Here is a 20534-nt window from a genome sequence, read left to right as displayed (position 1 = left end):
CTGCGCGATGCTGCATAGTGGTATTCGCATAGTACTAGACAGAGGACGCTTTGAGGCGGACCGTCGTCCCATCCTAAGGGGAGGACGAGACATGGCACTTGACGTGATCGGCTCGGGATTTGGCAGGACAGGAACGAAATCCCTGAAAGTCGCATTGGAACGCTTAGGTTTTGGCCCCTGTCACCACATGCATGAGATCGTCGCCGATCCCAGCCAGGTGGCGGATTGGCAGGCGCTGGCCGCCGGCAAGCCGGTCGACTGGACCGCCGTCTTCGCGCACTACCAGTCGCAGGTGGACTGGCCCGGTGCGCATGTCTGGCGCGAGTTGGCCGAGGCTTTCCCGAAGGCGAAGGTGGTCCACACCGTCCGTCCCGAAGAGAAATGGTGGACCAGCTTCGACAGGACCATCGGGAAGCTGATTGCGCGGCTGGACACCCTGCCGATGCCACCGCATGTCCGCGATGTCCTTTTGGCCTGGAACGAGCTTGCCGGCAAAGGCACCTTCGGCGGGGTACTGGACGACCGCGAGGTTGGACTGGCCGCCTACCGCAAGCGCACCGAAGAGGTGCGTGAGGCCCTGCCCGCGAACCGGCTCCTGATCTTCGATGTGGCCGAGGGCTGGGAGCCTTTGTGCGCCTTTTTGGGCGTCTCCGTGCCGGATGAGCCGTTTCCCCACCGCAATCTGCGCGCCGATTTCTGGGAAGAGCTTGGCGGGGAGCCGGCATAGCTTCGCCGCTACGGCAGTCAGTTGGCAGGTGGCTGAGCCAGGGTCATGCCCACGCTGCCAGACTAGCGCTCGGTGGCGCCCTTCCCGGCCAGGATCTTCGGGCGGGATTTCTCGATCCGGGCAAGCTTCGTCGGGGTGGTCTTGGCATCGTTCAGAAAGAGAACGAAGCTTTTCTGCCGCCCTTGGGTCAGGCCCGCGAAGGCCTCGGCAAGTTCGGGGTCGGCATCGAGTGCGTCGAGGAGTTCGGGCGGCAGGTCGACGACCGTCGGCTCCTTCGCCGGAAGAAGACCCTGTTCGGCGTAGGCCATCGCCTCGGCCAGATAGGTACGGATCGTGGGCTCCACGGCGGTGGGGGCATCATTGTCGGTGAAGCGGATGCAGTCCGGGTGCTTCGTGTTGGGCCCCTGTCGTTCCAGGATTGCCTCGGGGTCCTTCAGAAGCGCCGCGTTCATGAAGGTGAGGCGGAAATCGCCCCGGAAGGCGCCCAGAATTGCGATGTTGCGGCCCGCGTGCAGGTAGACCGGGTGGCCCCATTTCGCGACCTCGCTCAGGCCGGCGTCGCGGCAGATGCGGCGCAGGCTGACAAGGCCGGCCAGCCAATGGCGGGCCGAACAGTCGGCCGTGGCATAGCGGTCGCAACGTCCGCACCCTTTGGCAAAGTAGATGTCCGGGTCTGTGATCATCGCGCGGTCGGGCATCGGCTTTCTCCCGGACCGCAGTGTCGGCCATGGGGCCGAACGGCGCAAGTCCCGCTGTGGCGAGCAGGTTTTCCGGCCAGCCTTTGCCAGAAGACGAAACAACCAGAGCGATTGGGTAGGATCGTCCCCGTCTCTGCCGCAGTTCACGATATCGCCATGATCTTCGCTGGAAATCTCCTTGGATCGGCCACGTCGAACTCAACTTCTGGATGAGTAATAAGTTAACGAAACCGCGGAGGGAGAGCGCCATGACCGGATCGAAAGCAATTCTCAACTGGTGCCTTCGGGCGATGCGGCGCGAAGACCCGATGTTGCGGCGGATCGGCATGCTGAAGGGCGGCGGCTCTGACCGGTCGGGGACCGCGGTCCCGGTGTTCTTTGCCCGGAAGGCACGGCTGAGCCAGACCATCGCGTGACGAGGCGACCCCGGACGGTGGGCGGGTGGCAGCCCCCCTCACCCCGGCGCCCTCTCCCCCGCGGGGGAGGGGGAACGCCCGGGGGTACCCGCTTTACAGGATGCGGGGGTTCTTGCCGGCTTCGCGCCAGATCGGGTTTGACCAGGCGCGCTTTCCGGCCGCATCGATGACCGAGATGCGGACCCAGGGGGACCCAAGGAGGCGGTCAAGCGGCACTTCGGCGCGGGTCATGGAATGGCCGTGCACACTCCGCGCGCCGGTGCCCCAACCCAGAGCCACGACCGATGCGGCAGCCGAGCATTCGACATAGGCCGTGTCACCCTCGACCCGGACGTCGTGGATCTGCGGACCCTGACTGGAATAGAAATCGCCGCGTTTCAGGGCGGCCAGCAGCGCCTCGGGCGTATTCTCGGTCGATTTCACCATGACCCAGCCGCCGAAATGGTCCGGCTCGTGGAAATGCGCGTCGTCGGTGGCGATCAGGGTCAGGTGGCGGCCTTCGGTCAGCAAAAGGTCGGCGATCCCCGCACCGTCGGGACGGTCGCAGCCGGTGGCGCAGCCGTGGTTGTAGATCTCGACCGCGTGGGCGGCCTCGATCGTGCGGGCATCGGCCAGCGTCAGCCCCGACCATTGCGGATGGGCGATGGCGACAAAGGCCCCGGCAGCGACGGCGCGGGCAGCAATCTCGGGGCCGGTTTCCTGCCCCGGTTCGGCGACGAAGCTGGTCGTGGCGGGGGGCGCGAAATCATCGGGCAGGCCGACGGCCAAGATGTGCCACAGCTCGCCATTCGTTTGCGCGCCGGAGTGCAGTTCCGCGCCGATCAGCGTCGTGAAGCCCGCGTCGCGGTAGGGCCGCGTGTCGGTCATCGGATAGCCGTAGATGCCGATGAAATGGTCGGTGATCGCCAGGAAGTCATAGCCCTCGGCCTTGTAGCGGCGGCAGACTTCCTCGGCAGGGAGGACCCCGTCGGAATTGGTGCAATGGGTGTGCAGGTTCCCGCGCCAGAAGTGGCCGGGCGCGGTGAAGGCAGAGGGGCGAAGCATGTCGGTCCTTATGGGTCGTTTCGGCGGAACCTTGCGCGGCAGATGGTATCAATGGCAAGGGACTGTCGTGACTTGCAGGCGAACATGATATCTTTATGCAATGTTTGGTTGTGTGAGGATGGTTATGTCACTGGATCGGTTCACCTTGGATAATGCAGTTTACAAGATCGGAACGCCCGAATCCGGCGGACTTGCCGGGCGGATGGCAGAGCATGCCGCTCCGGTCGCCGCCTTTCTGAAGGCGCTGAGCCATGAAGGTCGGCTGATGATTCTGTGCCATCTGGCCGCGGGCGAAAGGTCGGTGACCGAGTTGGAAGACCTGCTTGGCCAGCGTCAGGCGGCGGTCAGCCAGCAACTGGCGCGGCTGCGGCTGGAAGGACTGGTCTCGACCCGGCGCGATGGCAAGGCGATCTACTATGCGGTCCGCGATCCCCGGGTGCTGGAGCTGTTGGGCCTGTTGTCGGGAATGATCGACCGCAAGGCCTGAGCCTTAGCCACGCCCGATATAGGGCATGTCCCGGGCCATGATTGTCACGAAGGGCGTGTTCACCTCAAGCGGCAGGCTGGCCATGTGCAGCACCATCCGCGCGACATGATCGACGTCCATCACCGGCTCGACGCGGATGTCGCCGCTGGCCTGGGGGACGCCTTGGGTGAACTTGGCGGCCATGTCCGTCAGCGCATTGCCGATATCGATCTGCGCGCAGGCGATGTCGAAGGCGCGACCGTCAAGGCCCAAGGTCCGGGTCAGGCCGGTCACGGCGTGTTTTGACATGGTATAGGGGGTGGACCCCGGCCGCGGAACATGGGCCGAGATCGAACCGTTGTTGATGATCCGCCCGCCGCGGGGGGACTGGCGCCGCATCAGACCAAAGGCCGCACGGGCACAAAGGAACATCCCGGTGATATTGGTGCGGCTGACCTCCAGCCACTTTTCCACCGGGATCTCGTCGATCGGCGCGGCGGGGGCCGAGATGCCGGCGTTGTTGAAAAGGACGTCGAGGCGGGGAAGCTGCGCGAAGGCTGCGCCAACCTCGGACGGCTCGCCGACATCGGCAGTCAGGATGCGCGCTGACTGTCCGGCGGCCGTTTCCTCAAGCGCCGCGCGGCGACGGCCGAGGAGCGTGACCTCCCAGCCTTCCGACAGGAACAGGCGCGCGGTGGCACGGCCGATGCCGGCGCCCGCGCCGGTGATAAGGATGGATCTGGTCATGGGATCTCCGTCAGGTAGCCGTATTTGAGAAGCCAGAGTGCGGCACGCGCCACTACGGCCTGCGGCAAACGGGCGGTGGCGGCGATCTCGGCTTCGGTCGCGCCGTCCGGGCCGGTGGCGGCATAGGCGGCAAGGATCGACGCCAGCCGGGTGGGGTCCTCGACGAGGCGGCGGCGGGAGGCATAGTTGCGCAAGCCGAACATCTCGGCCGGCGCGAGGGTCGGTCCCGGCGTCGCGGCAAGACGGCGGTCGTCCGGCGCGAAACCGGTCGGGTAGCCCGCGAACATCTCGTCCACCGCCGGGCCGACCGGTACAAGCCCGGCGGGCAGCGGGGCAAGCGCGGCGCCACCCTTCTGGCGGGCATGCGCCAGCATCGCGGCCTGTTCGGCCCAAAGCGCCTGCATCTGCGGGATCACCGCCGCCCAATCGTAAAGCGCCCGCGCCCGGGCCTGACCCGCCGCCCCCATCCGGGCGCGCAGCCCGGGGTCAAGCGCCAGCGTCACCAGCGCCCGCCGGAGCGCCCCAAGGTCAAGGGGTGTCAGGGCGGAAACCTGGCTCAGGTACTGGACATAGCCGTCCGTACCGCCAAGATGCCGTTGGCTGATGTAGGTCGACAGTCCCGGTCGGGGAAGTTCGGTCGGGATGCGGAAACCCACCTCGGGCGTCACGCTGTCCTTCAGTCCGTCCCAGTCCGACACGATGACCGGCAGTCCGGCCGCCATCGCCTCGATCGGCGCGAGGCCGAAGGTCTCCTGCAGGTTGTCGATGGGGAAGACGAAGATGTCGCCGCCGGAAAGGGTGGCCTTGCGGTCCTGCGGATTGCCCCCGTCCAGAAGGTGGTAGCCGCAGGAGGGCATCAGCCGGGCCGCGGCCTCGGCGAAGATCGCCTCCCAGCCGGGTTCCTTGAACTGGCCGCAGAACACCAAGTGAAGCTTGCCGCCACCCTGCCCCGCAACCTCGGCAGCGGCGGCTTCCATCGCCAGGAACAAAGGCAGGGGATCGAACTTTTCGTCCGGCGTCAGGCGGGCGATGGTCACGGCAAGAATGTCGCGCGGCCCCGCCCCGATGCGGTCGCGCAGCCCCTGCCCCAGCGCGGCGTCGGGCAGGAAGTCGGCGCAATTGATGCCAAGCGGCACCACGGGCAAAAGAGGCCGCGGTGGCAGGGATGCCCCGGCGAAGCGGCGGCTCAGGTGGACCTCGGCCAGTTCCATCAACCGACGGACCGAGGCCTGGACCGCCCGGGACGTGCAGATCACCGCATCCCAGGGCATCTGCGGAGCGGACCGCAGTTCGAAGAGGGTCTGCATCACGTTGCGGGTCGCCGTGGTGTGGGTGATCCCGCACAGCGCCCAGGCGGCGGCACCGTGGGGGCTGCGCCGCCAGCATTCCACCGACGAGATCGGCGCGGGGTAGGAGACCACCTCGACCGGAGGCAGGCCACCGGGCGCGTCCAGCCGGACCGCGCGCAAGGGCCGGGTCACGCCCTGGGCGGCGGCGATCCGGGCGAAAGCGGCATGGTCGCCTTGGGTATGGCTGATCGAGACGAACTCGTCGACGTCGGCGTGGTTGAAAAAGCCGCGCAGGAAGCTTTCGCCCGCGACCCGGCGGCCGTTGATCCCCCTGGCCTTCGGATCATAGCCGTCCGACGAAAACCAGATGGCGGCGTTGGTGGCGGGCATGCGGGGCTTTTTTCCTGACGCGATGGCTTATGGGTAGAGGCTGGGCCTCAGTCCCGCAAGGGGATCAGGCAGTGCGGGTCAGAAGCACGCGGCGCAGGAAAGCCAGAAGGAACATCGCGGTCAGGATCAGGATCACCGTCGGCGCCGGGGCCGAGTCGAGGTAGAAACTGGCGTAGACGCCCGCGCTCATCGCGAAGAGGCACACCAGCGTCGCGGTGATCAGCATGGCCCCGAAGCTGCGGGTGACAAGAAAGGCGATGGCCCCGGGCGCGATCAGAAGGCCGATGGCGAGGATCAGGCCGACCGAGGACAGCGTGGCAACGATAGTCAGCGCGAGGATGGTGAGAAGCCCGTAGTGAAGCAGCCCCGTCGGCAGGCCTGAAACCTGGGCCTGGGCCGGGTCGAAGGCATGCAGCATCAGGTCGCGCCATTTGAGGGTCAGGATCAGCGTCACCGGTGCGGCGATCAGGGCGGCGGTGATCAGGTCGCCCTGCCCCACGCCCAGCATGTTGCCGAAGAGGATGTGATCCAGGTGGACGTCGCTGGGAAAAGCGGTGTGCAGCACGATCCCCAGCGCGAACATGGCCGAAAAGACCACCCCCATCACCGTGTCGCGCTTGATCCGGCTGTTGTCGGCCAGCCAGCCGGTCAGAAGCGACGAGCCGAGGCCGGCGATGAAGGCGCCCAGCAAAAGCGGCAGGCCCGCCATGTAGGCCAGCACGATGCCGGGCAGGACCGCGTGACTGACCGCATCGCCCATCAGCGCCCAGCCTTTCAGAACCAGAAAACAGGACAGAAGTGCTGTGGGCGGTGCCACGATCAGCGCGATGAGGAACGCGTTTTGCATGAAGGGAAACTGGAAGGGCTGAAGCGCCGCCTCGATCATGTCCGCGCCCTCCGTTTCGCGGCCAGAAGGCCGTGCTTGGGCGCGAAGAGGAAGGCGAGCGCAAAGCAGGCGGTTTGCAGCAACACGATGACGCCCCCCGTCGCACCGTCGAGGAAGTAGCTGAGATAGGCGCCCGCGAAGGCAGTGGTGGCTCCGATCCCCGACGCAAGCGCCAGAAGGCGCGGGAAGCGATCGGTCAGGAGATAGGCCGTCGCGCCAGGCGTCACGACCATCGCCACGACGAGGAAGGCGCCGACGGTCTGCATCGCGGCCACGGTCGAGGCGGACAGAAGCGTGAAGAAGATCACCTTCAGCCGGTCGGGCCTGAGGCCGATGGTGCGGGCATGCGCCTCGTCGAAGAAGGTGACCATCAGGTCCTTCCAGAGGACCAAGAGCACGGCTGCCGAGATGCCTCCGATCAGGACGAGTTGCACCGTGTCCTCGGGCGAAATGGCAAGGATGTTGCCCATCGTGATGGTCTGGATCGACACGCTTGTCGGGTAGATCGAGATCAGGAAAAGCCCGAGGCCGAAGAACGAGGTGAAGATGAGGCCGATGATGGTATCGGTCTTGAGGCCGGTGCGGTTGGTTAAAAACAGCATGGCCGCGGCCGCGAGGCCGCCCGACAGGAAGGCACCAAGCGCAAAGGGCAGCCCGAGGATATAGGCCCCGGCGACCCCCGGCACGACCGAGTGCGAGAGCGCGTCGCCGATCAGGGACCAGCCCTTGAGCATGAGGTAGGCCGAGAGGAACCCGCAGACGCCGCCCACCAGGGCAGAGACCCACATGGCGTTGGTCATGTAGCCGTAGGCGAAGGGCTCAAGCATGGCGACCGGCGCGCGGGTTGGGACGGTTCCTGAATCGAGCGCCTTGCGGCGCGCTGCTTTGTCTCGCCTCTGCGCGCGAAGGGCGCGCAACCGGCTCGGCGCTGCCTCCGGCGGGGATATTTGGGCAAATGTGAAAGGCGGGATGGGTCATCTGTCGCCCTTCCGGCCGTACTGGACGAAGGGACGTTCGTCGTCGGTGAGGATCGAGATTTCGCGGCTGTCGTCGTCTTCGTGCAGGTCGGTTCCGCCAAGGGTGAAGCGCCGCAGCACACCGCCGAACGCATATTCAAGGTTGTCGCGGGTAAAAGTCGTCTCGGTCGGCCCGTAGGCAAGGACGGTGCCCTTCACAAGGACCGTCCGGTCGCAGAAGTCGGGGACCGAGCCAAGGTTGTGGGTCGAGACCAGCATCACGTGGCCCTCGTCGCGTAGGGTGCGCAAGAGGGTGATGATCTGCTCTTCGGTCTTGACGTCGACGCCGGTGAAGGGCTCGTCGAGGAGGATGATCCGGCCTTCCTGCGCCAGCGCCCGCGCCAGGAAGACGCGTTTCTTCTGGCCACCGGACAGCTCTCCGATCTGGCGGTGGCGAAGGTCAAGAAGCCCGACGCGGGACAGGGCTTCGTCGACCTTTGCGCGGTCGGTGGCGGAGGGGCGGCGGAGAAAGCCCATGTGGCCGTAGCGGCCCATCATGACGACGTCCTCGACCAGCACGGGGAAAGACCAGTCCACCTCCTCGGCCTGCGGGACATAGGCGACAAGGTTCTGGCGCAGCGCATCGCGGACCGGCAGGCCGAGAAGCCGGATCGTGCCGCGGGCGACCGGGACAAAGCCCATGATCGCCTTGAAGAGGGTGGATTTCCCCGCCCCGTTCACCCCCACGAGCGCGGTGATCGTGCCTTGGGGGATCTGGAAGCTGGCGTCGGTCAGCGCGGTCAGGCCGTTGCGGTAGGTGACGGTGACGCCTTCGGCGAAGATGCCCTCGTTGACCTGGCTTTCCTGCATCATGCCCTCAGTTCGCCGGGGTCAGACCCTTGGCGATGGTTTCGGTGGTGACCTTCAAGAGGTCGAGATAGGTCGGGACCGGCCCGTCGCCAGCGCTGAGACTGTCGACGTAAAGCACGCCGCCGAAGGCCGCGCCGGTTTCGCGGGCGACCTGCTCGGCGGGGTCCGAGGCCACGGTGCTTTCGCAGAAGACCGCCGGGATCTGGTGTTCGCGCACCCCGTCGATCACGGCGCGGACCTGGCGCGGGCTGCCCTGCTGGTCGGCGTTGATCGGCCAGAGATAAAGTTCCCGCAGTCCGAGGTCGCGGGCGAGATAGCTGAACGCTCCCTCGCAGGTGGCAAGCCAGCGGCGGTCCTCGGGCAAGGCGGCGATCTGCGCCTTCAGCGGGTCAAGCGCGGCCGCGAGTTCAGCCTTGTAGCCTTCGGCATTGGCGGCATAGGTCGCGGCGTTCGCCGGGTCGGCCTTCGACAGGGCGGCCGCGATGTTGTCCACGTAGATCAGGGCGTTGTCGATGCTCATCCAGGCGTGGGGGTTGGGCTTTCCGTCATACTCGCCGCCCGAGATCGAGATCGGCTGGATCCCGTCCGTCAGGGTGGCCGAGGGCACGTCGCCAAGATTGGACAGGAACTGCTCGAACCAGCGTTCAAGGTTGAGCCCGTTCCACAGGATCAGGTCGGCGTCGGACGCGCCGACGATGTCCTGCGGCGTCGGCTCGTAGCCGTGGATCTCGGCCCCGGGCTTGGTGATCGAGACGACCTCGACGCCGTCGCCGGCGACGTTGCGGGTCATGTCGGCGATCACGGTGAAGGTGGTGACCACCTTGAGCGGGTCCTGCGCCTGTGCGGCAAAGGGCAGCGCGGCGGTCAGGGTGGCAAGCAACAGGAAACGGCGGGAAAGCGGCATGGGAGCTCCATCGGCTTTGAGAACACTAGAATGTAAATGAGAAGCATTTGCAAGAAGACAAGCCCCCTGCCCGCGCGACAGGCCGGACTTAGCTCTTGTCCGGCAGAAAACGCACGAAAAGCGGAGCCACGACCAGGACGACAAGGATGCGCGCGACGTGATGCAGGGCAACGAAGGCCACGTCGGCCTGGATCGCCAACGCAATGAGGCCCATCTCGGTCAACCCGCCCGGAGCGAGTGCCAGCAGCGCCTGGTCAAGGGAGACGCCCGCCGCAGCCCCCATCGCCAGCCCCGCCACGGCCGCCAGGGCCAGGGCCAACACCGTCGCGCCAAGGCTCAGAAGGCCCGAACGCGCCAGCATCGCCGGAGCAATGCCCAGGAATCGGCATCCGAGGATCGTGCCAAGGACAACCTGGGCGGCATTGACCAGCAATGTCGGCGGCACGCTTTCGGTAAAGCCCACCAGATGAACGGCGGCCGACAGGATCAGCGGACCAAGGAACGTCGGTGCCGGAAGCCGCAGCCTGATGCCGAGAAAGCCGCCCAGCACGGCCGACCCGGTCAGGATCGCCGCATCCGCAAGCCCGAGCGCCGGCCCGGTTCCCGTGGCTGCGGCCCCGACCTCATGGCCGAGCACGACCCGAAAGAGGACGGCCATCAGCGCAATGGTGATCACGATGCGCAAGGAATGCGCCAGCACGATGACCGGGACATTGGCACCGCGTGCCTCGCCGAACTCGATCATCTCTGAGAGGCCGCCCGGCATGCCGGCGAAATAGGCGGTCGTCCAGTCCTGCCTTCCGACGAACCGGTAGAAGGGCACGACGACCACGGCCACGCAGATCAGGTAAAAGGTAAGGATCGCGAGGGTCACCGCCGTGTCGCCGATCTGTGCCATAACCTCTGGCGTGAAGCGCGACCCGAGGAGGACGCCGATGATCGCCACGATAACGGGGCGCAGACGCATGGGCCCCGCCACCGGCAGACCCGCGACCGAGGCGGTCATGGTGGCAAACAGCGCGCCGAGCATCCAGGGCAAGGGCAGTGCAAGGGCGTAGAATGCAAGGCCGCCGAGGGTTCCCAGCGCCAGTCCCGCAGTTGTTCGGGCCAAGATCGACACAGCGGTCCAATGCGTCACGACGCGCCGCAAAAGTCGACAAAGGGACAGAGCGGACGCAGGATTGGGGTTTGGTGCACCCAGCACGATTCGAACGTGCGACCTTTGCCTTCGGAGGGCTATTCTAGGCCATTTGTTCACTCTGAGTTCCTTGTTTACACCCGGTTTCGTTCCGTTTCGCAAGGGTTCTTTTGCCCTATTCCGCACCGTAGCGGAACCGGAGACCCAGCTGATGGTGGGAGATCAAGGCCAAGATGCCCTGGTTCTGATCAGTTGATCAGGTTCACCCACGGTGCAGGCTCGGCGCATTGAACGCCATGCCCGGTCCGACCGAGTAACCCAGGCGGCCGTCACCAATCACGCTCAGCATGTTGTCCTCGATGGGCGAGCCCAGCGTCATCCCCGGCACGTCCGGGATCAACGGGTTGCCCACCGAGAGCATCAGCGCCCGGAACGGGTGATTGCGCATGTGGTTCAGTGCCACCTTGATCGAGCGGATCTTGAACGCCCAGAACCAGGTGAGGCCCATGTTGTCGGCATAGCTCCGGGTCCGGCCAGGCAGGAGGTTGTAGTTCACGAACTCCTCGCTGATCCCCTTCAACGCCTCTTCCTGGGTCTTCCCCTCCTTGGCCAGGTGATCGTAGAGCACCCCCTTGGCCAGGAAGTCGCCATACTGCATGACCCGGGCCATCCCCTGGAACAGGGCCGTGTCCCGCGTGATGAAGGCATAGCGACCCAGGGTTCCGGCTTTGGCCGGGATCCTGTCCATCAGCCCCTGGATATACTGCGCCCATTTACCCTGGCTCAACGCCGCATCCACCTCAGTCAGACCCTCGGAGATCGTTGCGAACTCCCCGGCGTCGATGAGTGGCCAGATCGACATGCGGCGATTGGAGTCCTCGAGCGATTTCAGCTCGGTCTCCAGCCTGCGGACAGCATCCGGTTTCCCCCTCTGGGCCGTGATCTCCGCCTTGATGTCGATCGCCCGCTTCAGGTTCTTCTGATACTTCGTGATCTCCACCAGCTTGGTCTGGTAGCCCGACGCCATGTCCCGGATCGACACCCCGTTCAGCGAGAGCTGGAGGAAGTTCGAGGCCAGGTTGGCCATCGGGATGATGATCGAGCGCACCACGATGGTCGACTTGACCACCGACACCCCGGCCGGGATCCCCTTCTCGGCCGTGGCCAGGTAGGTGAAGGCATCCTTTCCCATGATCGCCGTCACCACCTTCACGAAGCCCTCCTGGTACTTCTCGTCCATGCGGCTGATCCCGGTCCAGGGATCGGTGATCGATGCCGCCCGGTAGCCCACGGCGTTGTTGATCATGTCCTTGCGGATCGGGAACCCGTCGTCTCCGAAGACCTCCTTGATGATCGCCCGAAGGTCATTCGGCACCATGTCCCAGCTGTCGGTGTGGATCTTGTCCTTGGAGTCCGAGATGTCGACGAACTCGTTCCCCCGCTTGGCCTTGTCCCGGTCCCAGATGGTCTTCAGGTTGTCGACCAGCATCCGGTTGTATTGCTGGGCCAGCTCCTCTTCCGCCTGACGGCCGGCCCACGCCCCGAGCATCTCGCCCATGTGGCTGTTCCGCTCCAGCGCAGCCAGCGCCTTGGGGGCCATGTGACGCTCGTAGGCCACCACCTCACCCTTGGCGTTGTAGATGGGCAGGAGCGCCTCCTCCGGCCCTCTCTGGGTCATGGCAAGCCGCTGCTTGATCACCCCGAGGTATTTCCCGTGGATCACCCCAGCGGTCGTCCCAGTGACCGTCCTGCCGGTCCGGGGATCCACCCCCGAGGCACTCTGCTGGATCGTCTGCATGGCGCCCTGGGTGTAGAGCCCGTTCCCGGAGACGGTCGAGAAGTAGTAGCTCTTCTTCCCGGTCTCTACGCCAGCACCCTTGTAATCACCCATACGCTTGTAACCACCTAAACCTCCCCTAAAGACAGGGGCTCTACTACAGGCAACGTGACTGAGTCTGTCGAAACTACCAAGCACCTCAGATAAATCCAAAATTTGCGCGGCCGGTTGGTACAGATCAGTTCGTATTCCTAGTAGATCTCCTAAACCCTAAAATCTTCAGAAGGTTCGTCTTTTGCCCTAAAGGCATCCTAAAGCATACAGGCCGATGATGTTCCCGTTGTCGACGACGCTTCGCCGGTGCACACTTTGCTTGGCGGAGCAGTAAATGATTTGATACGGGTATTTGAGGTGAAGGTGACGCGTCGGATCTGGGATGTCCAGAATGGCGACACGGCTATCGAGGTCGTGCTTGACCGCGGCACCATCAGCGCCGGAGACTGGCACACCTCCATCTGCGAAATGGAGATGGAACTCAAGTCGGGACAGCCTCAGGCACTTTTTGACTTGGCGAGAAAGTTGGACGGTGCGGTGCCGGTCCGCTTGGGTGTCTTGACGAAACCCGAGCGCGGCGATCTTTTGAGGCAGGCGCTGTGGGGTGTGGTCAAGGCGGGGCCGGCGGCGCTTGACGACGAGATGACCACCGCGGAGGCATTTCAGGTCATCGTGCAGGCCTGCATCAAGCAATTCAGGCTGAACGAGGATCTGCTTCTAGTGTCCCGGTCGCCCGAGCCTCTGCATCAGGCCCGCGTTGCGTTGCGTCGGCTCCGATCTGCCTTCTCGATCTTCAAGCCGCTTCTTGGCATTGATGCCGCTCGCGGACTGAGTGATAGTTTACGGGAGCTTGCCGGAGAGCTTGGACTCGCGCGTGACCTTGATGTGCTGTTGCAGCGCGCAAGACCGGGTCCCCTGCGAGACCGGCTTCAAACCGAGCGTGAAGCGGCATATGACCGGGTCCGAGAAGTCCTTGGTCAGGCACGGCACGAGCTCTGATGCTGAATCTGGTGGAGTGGGTCCACAGCGACTCTTTGCTGGCCAATCCGGACACTGAAGCGACAAGGACCCTGCCGGTCCGCACTTTTGCTGCCCGAGCCTTGAGCCGTTTACGACGCAAGGTCAAGGAGGGCGGCCTCAACCTCAGGGGCATGGACGACGAGGCGCGACACGAACTCCGTAAAGATGCCAAGAAGCTGCGCTACGCCGCGGAATTCTTCGCACTCTTGTTCGACGGGAAGGGCGAAAAAGCGAAGCAGAAGAACTTCATTATCGCTCTTGAGGCCGTTCAAGATGAGCTTGGGGCGCTTAACGACTTGGCAACGGCCCCCATGTTCTTGACCGCCTGGGTATCGCCCACGATCCGGAAGCGCCAGCGCTGTTGGCAGGGGGCAAGAAAAAGGCTCTTATCGCGGCCGCTGCTGACGCGCATGGCAATCTCATCGACGGCGGCCGTTATTGGCGGTGACGACTACCTGGACCGCCCTCCGAACTCCGCAGCGATGCCCCAAGCATAGATTGGTGCAACGGCAGCAACGTCCGCGAAGCGGTCATATTCGGCGCGAGATTGCTTCAAACCGACCAACGTCCGCTTCCGGCCGATCACGTCGTGCTGCCGAAGAGATGCGATGGGCGGAAAGCGGACGTTGAATGAGCATACAAGCTCCCCGACACCGCAGCACGGACACTTTGACTACTTGTTGAGCGCTGACTGCAGACCCGATGGGTCTTACCCCAGCCGATTGTTGACGTGAATTCATAGTGGACGTCGTTCATCAGCATTCGCGGAGTAGCTTTCGAGAATTTTACTGGAACGCGCGAAGTTGGTGCGGCCGTCAGTTTGACGGAACCGGGTTTGCAAAGCGCCGACGATACTCGGCGGGAGTCATACCCGCTAGCTTTCGGAACGTACGCCGAAAAGCAGCTGGGTCCAGATAGCCCACCGAGTTCGAAAGATCGTCAATCGGGTGGGCGGTCGTCTCCAGCATCTGTTTGGCCTCTTCGATCCGGACCTGCTGGACATAATCGATCGGTGTGTTGCCAGTCGCAGCGCGAAACCGGCGCGCGAATGTACGCGTGTTCAGCCCTGCGATTTCAACCATTCTCTGAACAGGGTTGGCCTCTTGGTAGTTCAGGGCGACCCATTCCTGACATCGAGCTATGATCCTGTCGGAACTGCTTCGACATCGGTTGATCGCGGCGAACGGTAGCTGGCCACCCTCATGACCTGCCAGCAAGTGAACTTTGGCCGTCTCGCGCGCGGCAGGCGCACCACAGAAGCGAGCAATAAGGTAAAGGGCAAGTTCCTGCCAAGAGGTGACACCCCCTGCCGTCACGATGCCCTGTGCCTCGGCACTGAGACAAAGGATGCTGTCACGACGCAATTTCGCAAGGGGATAGACGCGGCTGAAGAGTTCGGCATAGGCCCAGTGCGAGGCCGCCTCCCTGCCGTTCAGCAGTCCCGCCTCGGCGAGTACCAGAGCGCCCGAGCAGACCGATGTGAGCAACACCCCGTCGCTGTGCAACGAAGTCAGCCAGCAGGAGAACGCCGCATAGTCCTCGCGCGGGGGCTGGTGGATCGAGCTGTACATGTCGCAGATCACGACGGCATCCACCGGACCGAGATCGGCGATGCTGTGGTGCGGCTCGACAAGAACGTTGCCGAGGCAACGGAACGCTTGGCCGTCCAGCGACACGATCCGGATGTCGAGCGCTTCGGTCCCCGGCTTGCCAAGCGTCATGTCGGGAAAGACCGCCCCCGCCGACATCAGTACATCGTAAAGGCCGTAAAGCACCGCCGCCGAGGTACTTGGGGCGGTCAGCAGCGCAATCCTCGGGCGGTGGTCGGGCATCTAGCGGCTCCAGTCAAATCCGGAGATTTGCATGAATGTGTCTTGTTTGGACCGATCCTGTCAATTCCACCTCTCGGACGCGGCGGCGGGATAGCTCATCATGCATCCAGCGAGGGGCCGGCCCCTGAGCCCGCCAAACGAAAACTATAAACCAGTAATCCAGTCAGAAGGGACATCGCCATGAAAGTGCTTCACATGCTTGCCGCAGCGCTTTGCATCGCCCTGCCTGCCGCGGCCCAAGACAAAAGCGCCGAGGACATCCGTCAGGCCGCGCGCGATGCGTTCGGCGTAGCCTTGCCCGACATCGAGAACTATCCCGACAGCATGGTGGCGGGCGCCTGGGCCTGGATGTCGGATGTCGAGGATGGGAAAGGCGCGCTGGACCCCAAGACGATGCAGCTGATCGGCCTTGCCGTCGCCTCGCAGATCCCTTGCGAATACTGCACCTACTACCACCGGGCGGCAGCGAAGTCGCTTGGCGCATCGGATCAGGAGATTGCCGAAGCGGCCGCAATGGCCGGATATGTGCGCAACTGGTCTGCGGTGCTGTACGGGACGGGCGCGGATGTCGAGGCCTATCAAGCGATGGTAGACGGGCTTTACCCGGCCAATTGAGAGCCGGTCGCGGGACAGACCCAGTTCTTCAGCGTCCCTGCCTGCGCCGCAGCAATAAGCCCATGAGGGAGACTGCGATGAAACCCGATACCCCTTCGCTACCGTTCTCCGACCTTGCTCACGCCGCCACGGGGGATGTGCTCTTGCCCGGCGAGGCGGATTATGACGCCGCGCGGGTGGTGTGGAACGGGATGATCTCGCGCAAACCTGCGGTGATCCTGCGCTGCACCTCCCGCGGTGATATTGTGGCCGGGGTCCGCTTTGCGGCACGCCATGGCCTTGCGGTTTCGATCAAGGGGGGCGGGCACAACGTGGCCGGACATGCGGTGGGCGAAGGGTCCCTGATGCTGGACCTGTCGCAGATGCGCGGCGTTACGGTCGATCCGGCAGCACGGACCGCCTGGGTCGATGGCGGCGCAACCTGGGCCGAGGTGGACGCGGCCACACAGGCGCACGGGCTGGCGACACCAGGTGGGCTGATTTCGGAAACCGGGGTTGGCGGGCTGACACTGAGCGGAGGCGTCGGCTGGCTGCGCAGCAAGCACGGGTTGACCATCGACAACCTGATTGCGGCCGAGGTCGTCACTGCAGATGGATCGGTGATGCTGGCCAGTGCCACCGAACATCCTGACCTTCTTTGGGCCCTGAAGGGTGGCGGCGGCAACTTCGGCGTTGTGGTACGCTTCTGCTTCGCCCTGCATCCCTTCGGACCGGAGGTGATGTTCGCGCTGCCGATCTACCTTGCGGCAGACGGCCCGGGCCCGATCCGTTTCTGGCGCGACTTCCTGGCCGACAAGTCGGACACCGTGGCCTCGCTGTGCGAATTTTCCACACTTCCGGAAAGTCCCGATGTCCCCGCAGAGCATTGGGGCAAGCGCTGTTTCACGCTGGCGGCGATCTATGCCGGGGATGCCACCGAGGGCGAACGGGTCCTAGCACCCCTGCGCGAGTTGGGAAAGCTGGCGGCGGATTTCTCGGGCCGGATGCCCTATGTGGAGGCGCAGAAGCTTTTCGATCCGCTGTTCCCCACCGGAGCCTACCGCTGCTACTGGAAGTCCCATCTCCTGACTACGCTGGCCGACGAGATGATCGACGAAGGTCTGGCGAATGCCACCGCCTCGCCCTCGGACCGGTCGATCAGTTCTTTCTGGAACTTCGGCGGTGCCACTGCCCGCGTGCCAGCTGCGGCCACGGCCTTCGGCGATCGGTCGTTCGGCTGGATGTATTCGCTCGACTCGGTCTGGGAAAAGCCGGAGGACGACGAAAAGGTGATGGGTTGGACTCGGAAAGCGTGGACAAGGTTCCGCCGGCATTCGCACGAAGGCCGACTGTACTTGAATTTCGCAGGCCAGGATGCGGACAGTGCGGACCTTACCAAAGATGCCTTCGGGCAGACCTATCAGCGGCTGGCCGCGATCAAGCGGCGCTACGATCCCGGAAACATGTTCCGCTTCAACCAGAACATCCAACCAGCGCAATGATGGAGACCGCGATCATTGAACTTTCCAGACGTTCGGTGCTGTGTGCCCTTTCCGGATCGGTGGCGCTCCTCGCGTTCAATTCCTCCGCTGCGGCCCAAACCATCGTCAAGGTCTCGCTCTGGGACAAGGGCGAGGCATCTATGGACGGAATGGAGACGGCCGAGATGGGCTTGGCGATGGCGGGCGCCGACATGGATATGGCGACAATGGGGATCACGGTAGACATGCCGGAGATCCCGGCGGGCGAAATCACCTTCACGGTGATCAACGACTCGCAGGAGTTCTATCACAGCCTGTCTATCGCGCCGGTTGCCGATGTAGCCACCGAGCTTCCGTATCTGAGTGACAAGATGATAGTTGACGAAGCCGCTGCGGGGACCGTTGCGCGGGGCAAAGAACTGCGGCCACATGCTTCTGGGTCTGTCACCGTCGAGCTGCAGCCCGGGATCTACATCCTTTTCTGCAATGTCGGGGGGCATTACGTCATGGGCATGTGGACACTCATCACAGTGACCGGGTGATCTTATACTAATTCACCCGAATGCAATCGCGGGGGTAGAGAGATGACTTTCACTCGACAGGGCTGCTTGCTTGTCATCGCTGTTGCGCTGGCGTCGCCCGTTCTTGCAGAGGGCCCGGATCCCGTGCGTGGGGCCGAATTGTTTCCGATCCGGTGCGTGGAGTGCCACGTGATCACCGATGGGGCAGAAAAGAAGATCGGACCAAGTCTGAAAGGCTTGATCGGTCGGACCTCAGGCACCCTGGAGGGATACGATTATTCCGACGCCATGAAGACGGCCGGAATAGTCTGGTCGGAACAAACACTGAAAACCTACCTCGTTGCGCCGCGCAAGATGGTTCCGGGAACCAAGATGAACTTCAACGGCCTGAAGCGTCCGGGAGAAGTCGAGGATGTCGTGGCCTATCTGCTGGAAGCCGGCACGTAGCAACGCCGGGGGGCTGGATCTTACATGAAAGGGCAGTGTCCTGACAAGCGATGGGCGAGGAAATGGAGTGGTCGGATTGGCGGCTCGCGCAGCCGCAGACCTATTCCAGCGACATTGCGGCATCGCTTAGGTCCACGTCGGACAGACCCAAGAGTGTTCCAACTGGTCGGCCTTGGCCGGTCCCATTCCAATCGGCAATATCTTGGCGGGCATGTCGAAGGGATGGCTCATGAATGCTAAGACTGACCGGCAGCTTTGGGCCGCCATTGCAGCTAGCCTGGTCTAAGGGTGTCATATCCGATGCTGCGCGGCGCCTCGACAAAGGGAGCCCTGAGCGGGCCTTCGCCCAGAGCATGGCGCGATCGAACAACACGTAGGTGCAGCAACGCACCGTGGCCGAAAGCGGAAGTTGAAACCTGTCACATGGCTCATTTCACGTAAGCCGCTATGTGCTACGCTGGGACAGTTTCCGATCAATCGAGATGCACAATGGGACAGTTCACGATCCGCCGTGCCGTCGTCGACGATATCCCGCCAGCATATGCCATGTTCCGTAGGTCGCTGTTCGACTACCTTTATCGGATGGGAGTTGTTGGCATCGCGCTCGCGAAGGATCCTCCCATCACTGATGCCTGGCGGCGGCAGTCCCCTTGGGTCGAGCACCTCTGGACTACCGCTAAGGAGAACTGGGTTGCACTGGACAATGCTGGACAACTGATCGGCTGGGCTCTTTCCATAGAGCGGAACGAGCATCTCGAGCTTTCGGTCTTCTTCGTGGACCCTGGTTTCCAAGGCAAAGGTTTGGGCCGGGAGCTCGTAAGTAGGGCAGTTCCGCAGAGTGGCTGTCGGCATCTAACGATAAATGCAACCCAAGATCCTCGTGCGCTTTCAGTTTATCTCCGTTCTGGCGTCCGGTTTGCCTCTACCTCAGTCGACGTGCTTGTTCGACCGACCTCGGTGGAGAAGACTGACGACCTAACCTTTGAACGTCTTGCTCCATGTGAAGACGCGGTCGAGGAGATTGTTGCCGTGGAACGGGACATTCTGGGATTTGCCCGTAGAACCGACATACGTTTCCTTCTGCAGCGCAGACCCGCGTGGATGGCCTTGCGCGGTGGCAGGCCCGTCGGGTTTGCTTTCGGGGTCCAGCCCAATCCCCCGGATACTGATGACGTTTCGCCTGGCTGCGGGCCGATGGCGGCGCTGAACCCGTCGGATATTCCCAGCCTTGTTGACCTTGTCATTCGAAGCGCCGTCGGTATCGAGGAGTTTACGGTCACAGTGCCGCTGGCAAACCATCGTGCAGTTCAGCACTTGCTACATCGGGGCGGACAGATTGACCCCTTCTACATGATGACCCTGACAACTTCGGACGACCTTTCCTTGGACCGCTACGTCCACACCTCGCCACCGTTCATATTATAGCGATCAGCGCTTGGTCGCGTCTCGCTTCTTTGTACGAGCGGCAATGTCAGCCTGGGATGTTCAAATAGAATCTGGCAAGTCCCGCTTCTTCTCTGACGAACACTGTAAGCCTCGCCTGCGTGAAGGGCGCAATACCGTTCTTTGCGTTTGCCGAGATGACAAGCTCGTAGAGGTGCTCGAAGCTGCCGTAGATCGATGGATCGGAGGTGGTCTCGCGGCACCGCTTGATCTGGTCGACAAGCGACAGCCAAAAGCCTTCAATGAAATACCCGAAGAACCGAACGACATGGCCCTCGTCCACTTGTCCAGTCCGGATCGCAATCCCGATGTCGTTGAAATATTGAGCGATGGTATCTTCGTGCGGCCTGAGATTGCCGTCCACCTCGCTTGAGTTTCCCAGAAAACTCTGGCGCGCACGCAGGATTGGCTCGGAAAGCCAGAGTTCGCGGAAGTAGTTCAGATGCGAGATCGAGTTTTGCTGCTGTGCCAACTTGATCTGGCGGACCACAAAGAAGAAGCCTGTGACAAGCGCTAGCGTTTGCATAGCGCTCCAGATCCATTGCCACTCAGGTGCGCCCAAAGCCGACAGGAGTTCGTTCAATCTGCACCTTTCTACAGCTTCGTGTCCGCAGTTTACCGTCCCATTCATGCTTCGCAAAGCTTTTGCACCCATGCTCCAAGAAGCAACCTTGCCTAGCCGAGGCGCCTGCGAGTAGCGATCCAGCAACCGCAGCCAACGGCAAGAAGGTCCGCATAGCCGACATTGCTCCTCAGAGGATGCTGCGACCCGCATGAACGTCCGGTCTGGGGATGCACAACGAGACGCGCACCGAGGCACGACTGGCAGCTTTG

20 protein-coding genes and 1 pseudogene are annotated in these 20534 nt (G+C 63.3%); 9 read left to right on the top strand and 12 right to left on the bottom strand.

What is annotated here, in order from left to right; genetic code table 11:
* Nucleotides 1-91: 91 nt before the first annotated feature.
* Nucleotides 92-727 carry a sulfotransferase family protein gene (locus tag Q0C42_RS12040; protein WP_295075840.1) on the top strand — a complete coding sequence of 212 codons (636 nt, stop codon included), beginning with the start codon at nucleotides 92-94 and terminating at the stop codon, nucleotides 725-727.
* Nucleotides 728-789: 62 nt separating this feature from the next.
* On the opposite strand, the gene Q0C42_RS12035 is transcribed toward Q0C42_RS12040, so the two are convergent.
* A complete protein-coding gene (locus Q0C42_RS12035) occupies nucleotides 790-1425 on the bottom strand; it encodes a YdeI family protein (RefSeq protein ID WP_295075838.1) in 636 nt (211 codons plus the stop codon).
* 248 nt (nucleotides 1426-1673) lie between these two features.
* Between Q0C42_RS12035 and Q0C42_RS12030 the strand changes: the two genes are divergently transcribed.
* Nucleotides 1674-1841: a hypothetical protein gene (locus Q0C42_RS12030; protein WP_295075836.1), complete on the top strand. Its 168-nt coding sequence runs from the start codon at nucleotides 1674-1676 to the stop codon at nucleotides 1839-1841.
* A 93-nt stretch (nucleotides 1842-1934) separates the two neighbouring features.
* Here the strand turns inward: Q0C42_RS12030 and Q0C42_RS12025 are convergent, their stop codons facing one another.
* Nucleotides 1935-2885 carry a PHP domain-containing protein gene (locus Q0C42_RS12025; protein ID WP_295075833.1) on the bottom strand — a complete coding sequence of 317 codons (951 nt, stop codon included), beginning with the start codon at nucleotides 2883-2885 and terminating at the stop codon, nucleotides 1935-1937.
* Between the two features lie 202 nt (nucleotides 2886-3087).
* Here Q0C42_RS12025 and Q0C42_RS12020 point away from each other — a divergent pair, with 202 nt between their 5' ends.
* Nucleotides 3088-3372 carry a metalloregulator ArsR/SmtB family transcription factor gene (locus Q0C42_RS12020; protein WP_295076309.1) on the top strand — a complete coding sequence of 95 codons (285 nt, stop codon included), beginning with the start codon at nucleotides 3088-3090 and terminating at the stop codon, nucleotides 3370-3372.
* A gap of 3 nt (nucleotides 3373-3375) precedes the next feature.
* On the opposite strand, the gene Q0C42_RS12015 is transcribed toward Q0C42_RS12020, so the two are convergent.
* From Q0C42_RS12015 to Q0C42_RS11980, 8 genes are all read right to left on the bottom strand, one after another.
* A complete protein-coding gene (locus Q0C42_RS12015) occupies nucleotides 3376-4098 on the bottom strand; it encodes an SDR family oxidoreductase (protein WP_295075830.1) in 723 nt (240 codons plus the stop codon).
* Nucleotides 4095-5777 (bottom strand): glycosyltransferase, encoded by a 1683-nt coding sequence (locus Q0C42_RS12010; protein ID WP_295075827.1) that lies wholly within the window; start codon nucleotides 5775-5777, stop codon nucleotides 4095-4097. The genes Q0C42_RS12015 and Q0C42_RS12010 overlap by 4 nt, the downstream gene beginning before the upstream one ends.
* 64 nt (nucleotides 5778-5841) lie before the next feature.
* Nucleotides 5842-6663: a metal ABC transporter permease gene (locus tag Q0C42_RS12005; protein ID WP_295075824.1), complete on the bottom strand. Its 822-nt coding sequence runs from the start codon at nucleotides 6661-6663 to the stop codon at nucleotides 5842-5844.
* Nucleotides 6660-7490: a metal ABC transporter permease gene (locus tag Q0C42_RS12000; RefSeq protein ID WP_295075822.1), complete on the bottom strand. Its 831-nt coding sequence runs from the start codon at nucleotides 7488-7490 to the stop codon at nucleotides 6660-6662. The genes Q0C42_RS12005 and Q0C42_RS12000 overlap by 4 nt, the downstream gene beginning before the upstream one ends.
* Before the next feature lie 147 nt (nucleotides 7491-7637).
* Nucleotides 7638-8489, bottom strand: a complete 852-nt coding sequence (locus Q0C42_RS11995) for a manganese/iron ABC transporter ATP-binding protein (RefSeq protein ID WP_295075820.1) — start codon at nucleotides 8487-8489, stop codon at nucleotides 7638-7640.
* A gap of 7 nt (nucleotides 8490-8496) precedes the next feature.
* Nucleotides 8497-9393, bottom strand: a complete 897-nt coding sequence (locus Q0C42_RS11990) for a metal ABC transporter substrate-binding protein (protein WP_295075817.1) — start codon at nucleotides 9391-9393, stop codon at nucleotides 8497-8499.
* Nucleotides 9394-9481: 88 nt separating this feature from the next.
* Nucleotides 9482-10504: an AbrB family transcriptional regulator gene (locus Q0C42_RS11985; RefSeq protein ID WP_295075815.1), complete on the bottom strand. Its 1023-nt coding sequence runs from the start codon at nucleotides 10502-10504 to the stop codon at nucleotides 9482-9484.
* Nucleotides 10505-10793: 289 nt separating this feature from the next.
* Nucleotides 10794-12422: a hypothetical protein gene (locus Q0C42_RS11980; protein WP_295075813.1), complete on the bottom strand. Its 1629-nt coding sequence runs from the start codon at nucleotides 12420-12422 to the stop codon at nucleotides 10794-10796.
* Between the two features lie 246 nt (nucleotides 12423-12668).
* Between Q0C42_RS11980 and Q0C42_RS11975 the strand changes: the two are divergent.
* Nucleotides 12669-13879, top strand: a pseudogene (locus Q0C42_RS11975) (CHAD domain-containing protein).
* Between the two features lie 318 nt (nucleotides 13880-14197).
* On the opposite strand, the gene Q0C42_RS11970 reads toward Q0C42_RS11975, so the two are convergent.
* The gene (locus tag Q0C42_RS11970) at nucleotides 14198-15214 is read right to left on the bottom strand and encodes a GlxA family transcriptional regulator (protein WP_295075811.1); all 1017 of its coding nucleotides are present in this window, start codon (nucleotides 15212-15214) and stop codon (nucleotides 14198-14200) included.
* Between the two features lie 180 nt (nucleotides 15215-15394).
* On the opposite strand from Q0C42_RS11970, the gene Q0C42_RS11965 reads away from it, so the two are divergent.
* From Q0C42_RS11965 to Q0C42_RS11945, 5 genes are all read left to right on the top strand, one after another.
* Complete coding sequence (locus Q0C42_RS11965; protein WP_295075809.1) at nucleotides 15395-15829, top strand: carboxymuconolactone decarboxylase family protein; 435 nt, start codon at nucleotides 15395-15397, stop codon at nucleotides 15827-15829.
* 77 nt (nucleotides 15830-15906) lie between these two features.
* Entirely contained in the window at nucleotides 15907-17310 is a 1404-nt protein-coding gene (locus tag Q0C42_RS11960; RefSeq protein ID WP_295075808.1) for an FAD-binding oxidoreductase, read from the top strand.
* Nucleotides 17310-17831 carry a hypothetical protein gene (locus Q0C42_RS11955; protein WP_295075806.1) on the top strand — a complete coding sequence of 174 codons (522 nt, stop codon included), beginning with the start codon at nucleotides 17310-17312 and terminating at the stop codon, nucleotides 17829-17831. Before Q0C42_RS11960 ends, Q0C42_RS11955 begins: the two co-directional genes overlap by 1 nt.
* A 66-nt stretch (nucleotides 17832-17897) precedes the next feature.
* Nucleotides 17898-18257 (top strand): cytochrome c family protein, encoded by a 360-nt coding sequence (locus tag Q0C42_RS11950; RefSeq protein WP_295075804.1) that lies wholly within the window; start codon nucleotides 17898-17900, stop codon nucleotides 18255-18257.
* A 489-nt stretch (nucleotides 18258-18746) separates the two neighbouring features.
* On the top strand, nucleotides 18747-19682 hold the full coding sequence (locus Q0C42_RS11945) for a GNAT family N-acetyltransferase (protein WP_295075802.1): 936 nt from the start codon (nucleotides 18747-18749) through the stop codon (nucleotides 19680-19682).
* Between the two features lie 46 nt (nucleotides 19683-19728).
* On the opposite strand, the gene Q0C42_RS11940 is transcribed toward Q0C42_RS11945, so the two are convergent.
* Nucleotides 19729-20283, bottom strand: a complete 555-nt coding sequence (locus Q0C42_RS11940) for a hypothetical protein (protein ID WP_295075800.1) — start codon at nucleotides 20281-20283, stop codon at nucleotides 19729-19731.
* Between the last annotated feature and the right edge of the window lie 251 nt (nucleotides 20284-20534).

Origin of the sequence: Tabrizicola sp. (assembly GCF_022842145.1) — a bacterium.
GTDB lineage: Bacteria > Pseudomonadota > Alphaproteobacteria > Rhodobacterales > Rhodobacteraceae > Tabrizicola.
This window is presented reverse-complemented; position numbering and strand designations above follow the sequence as displayed.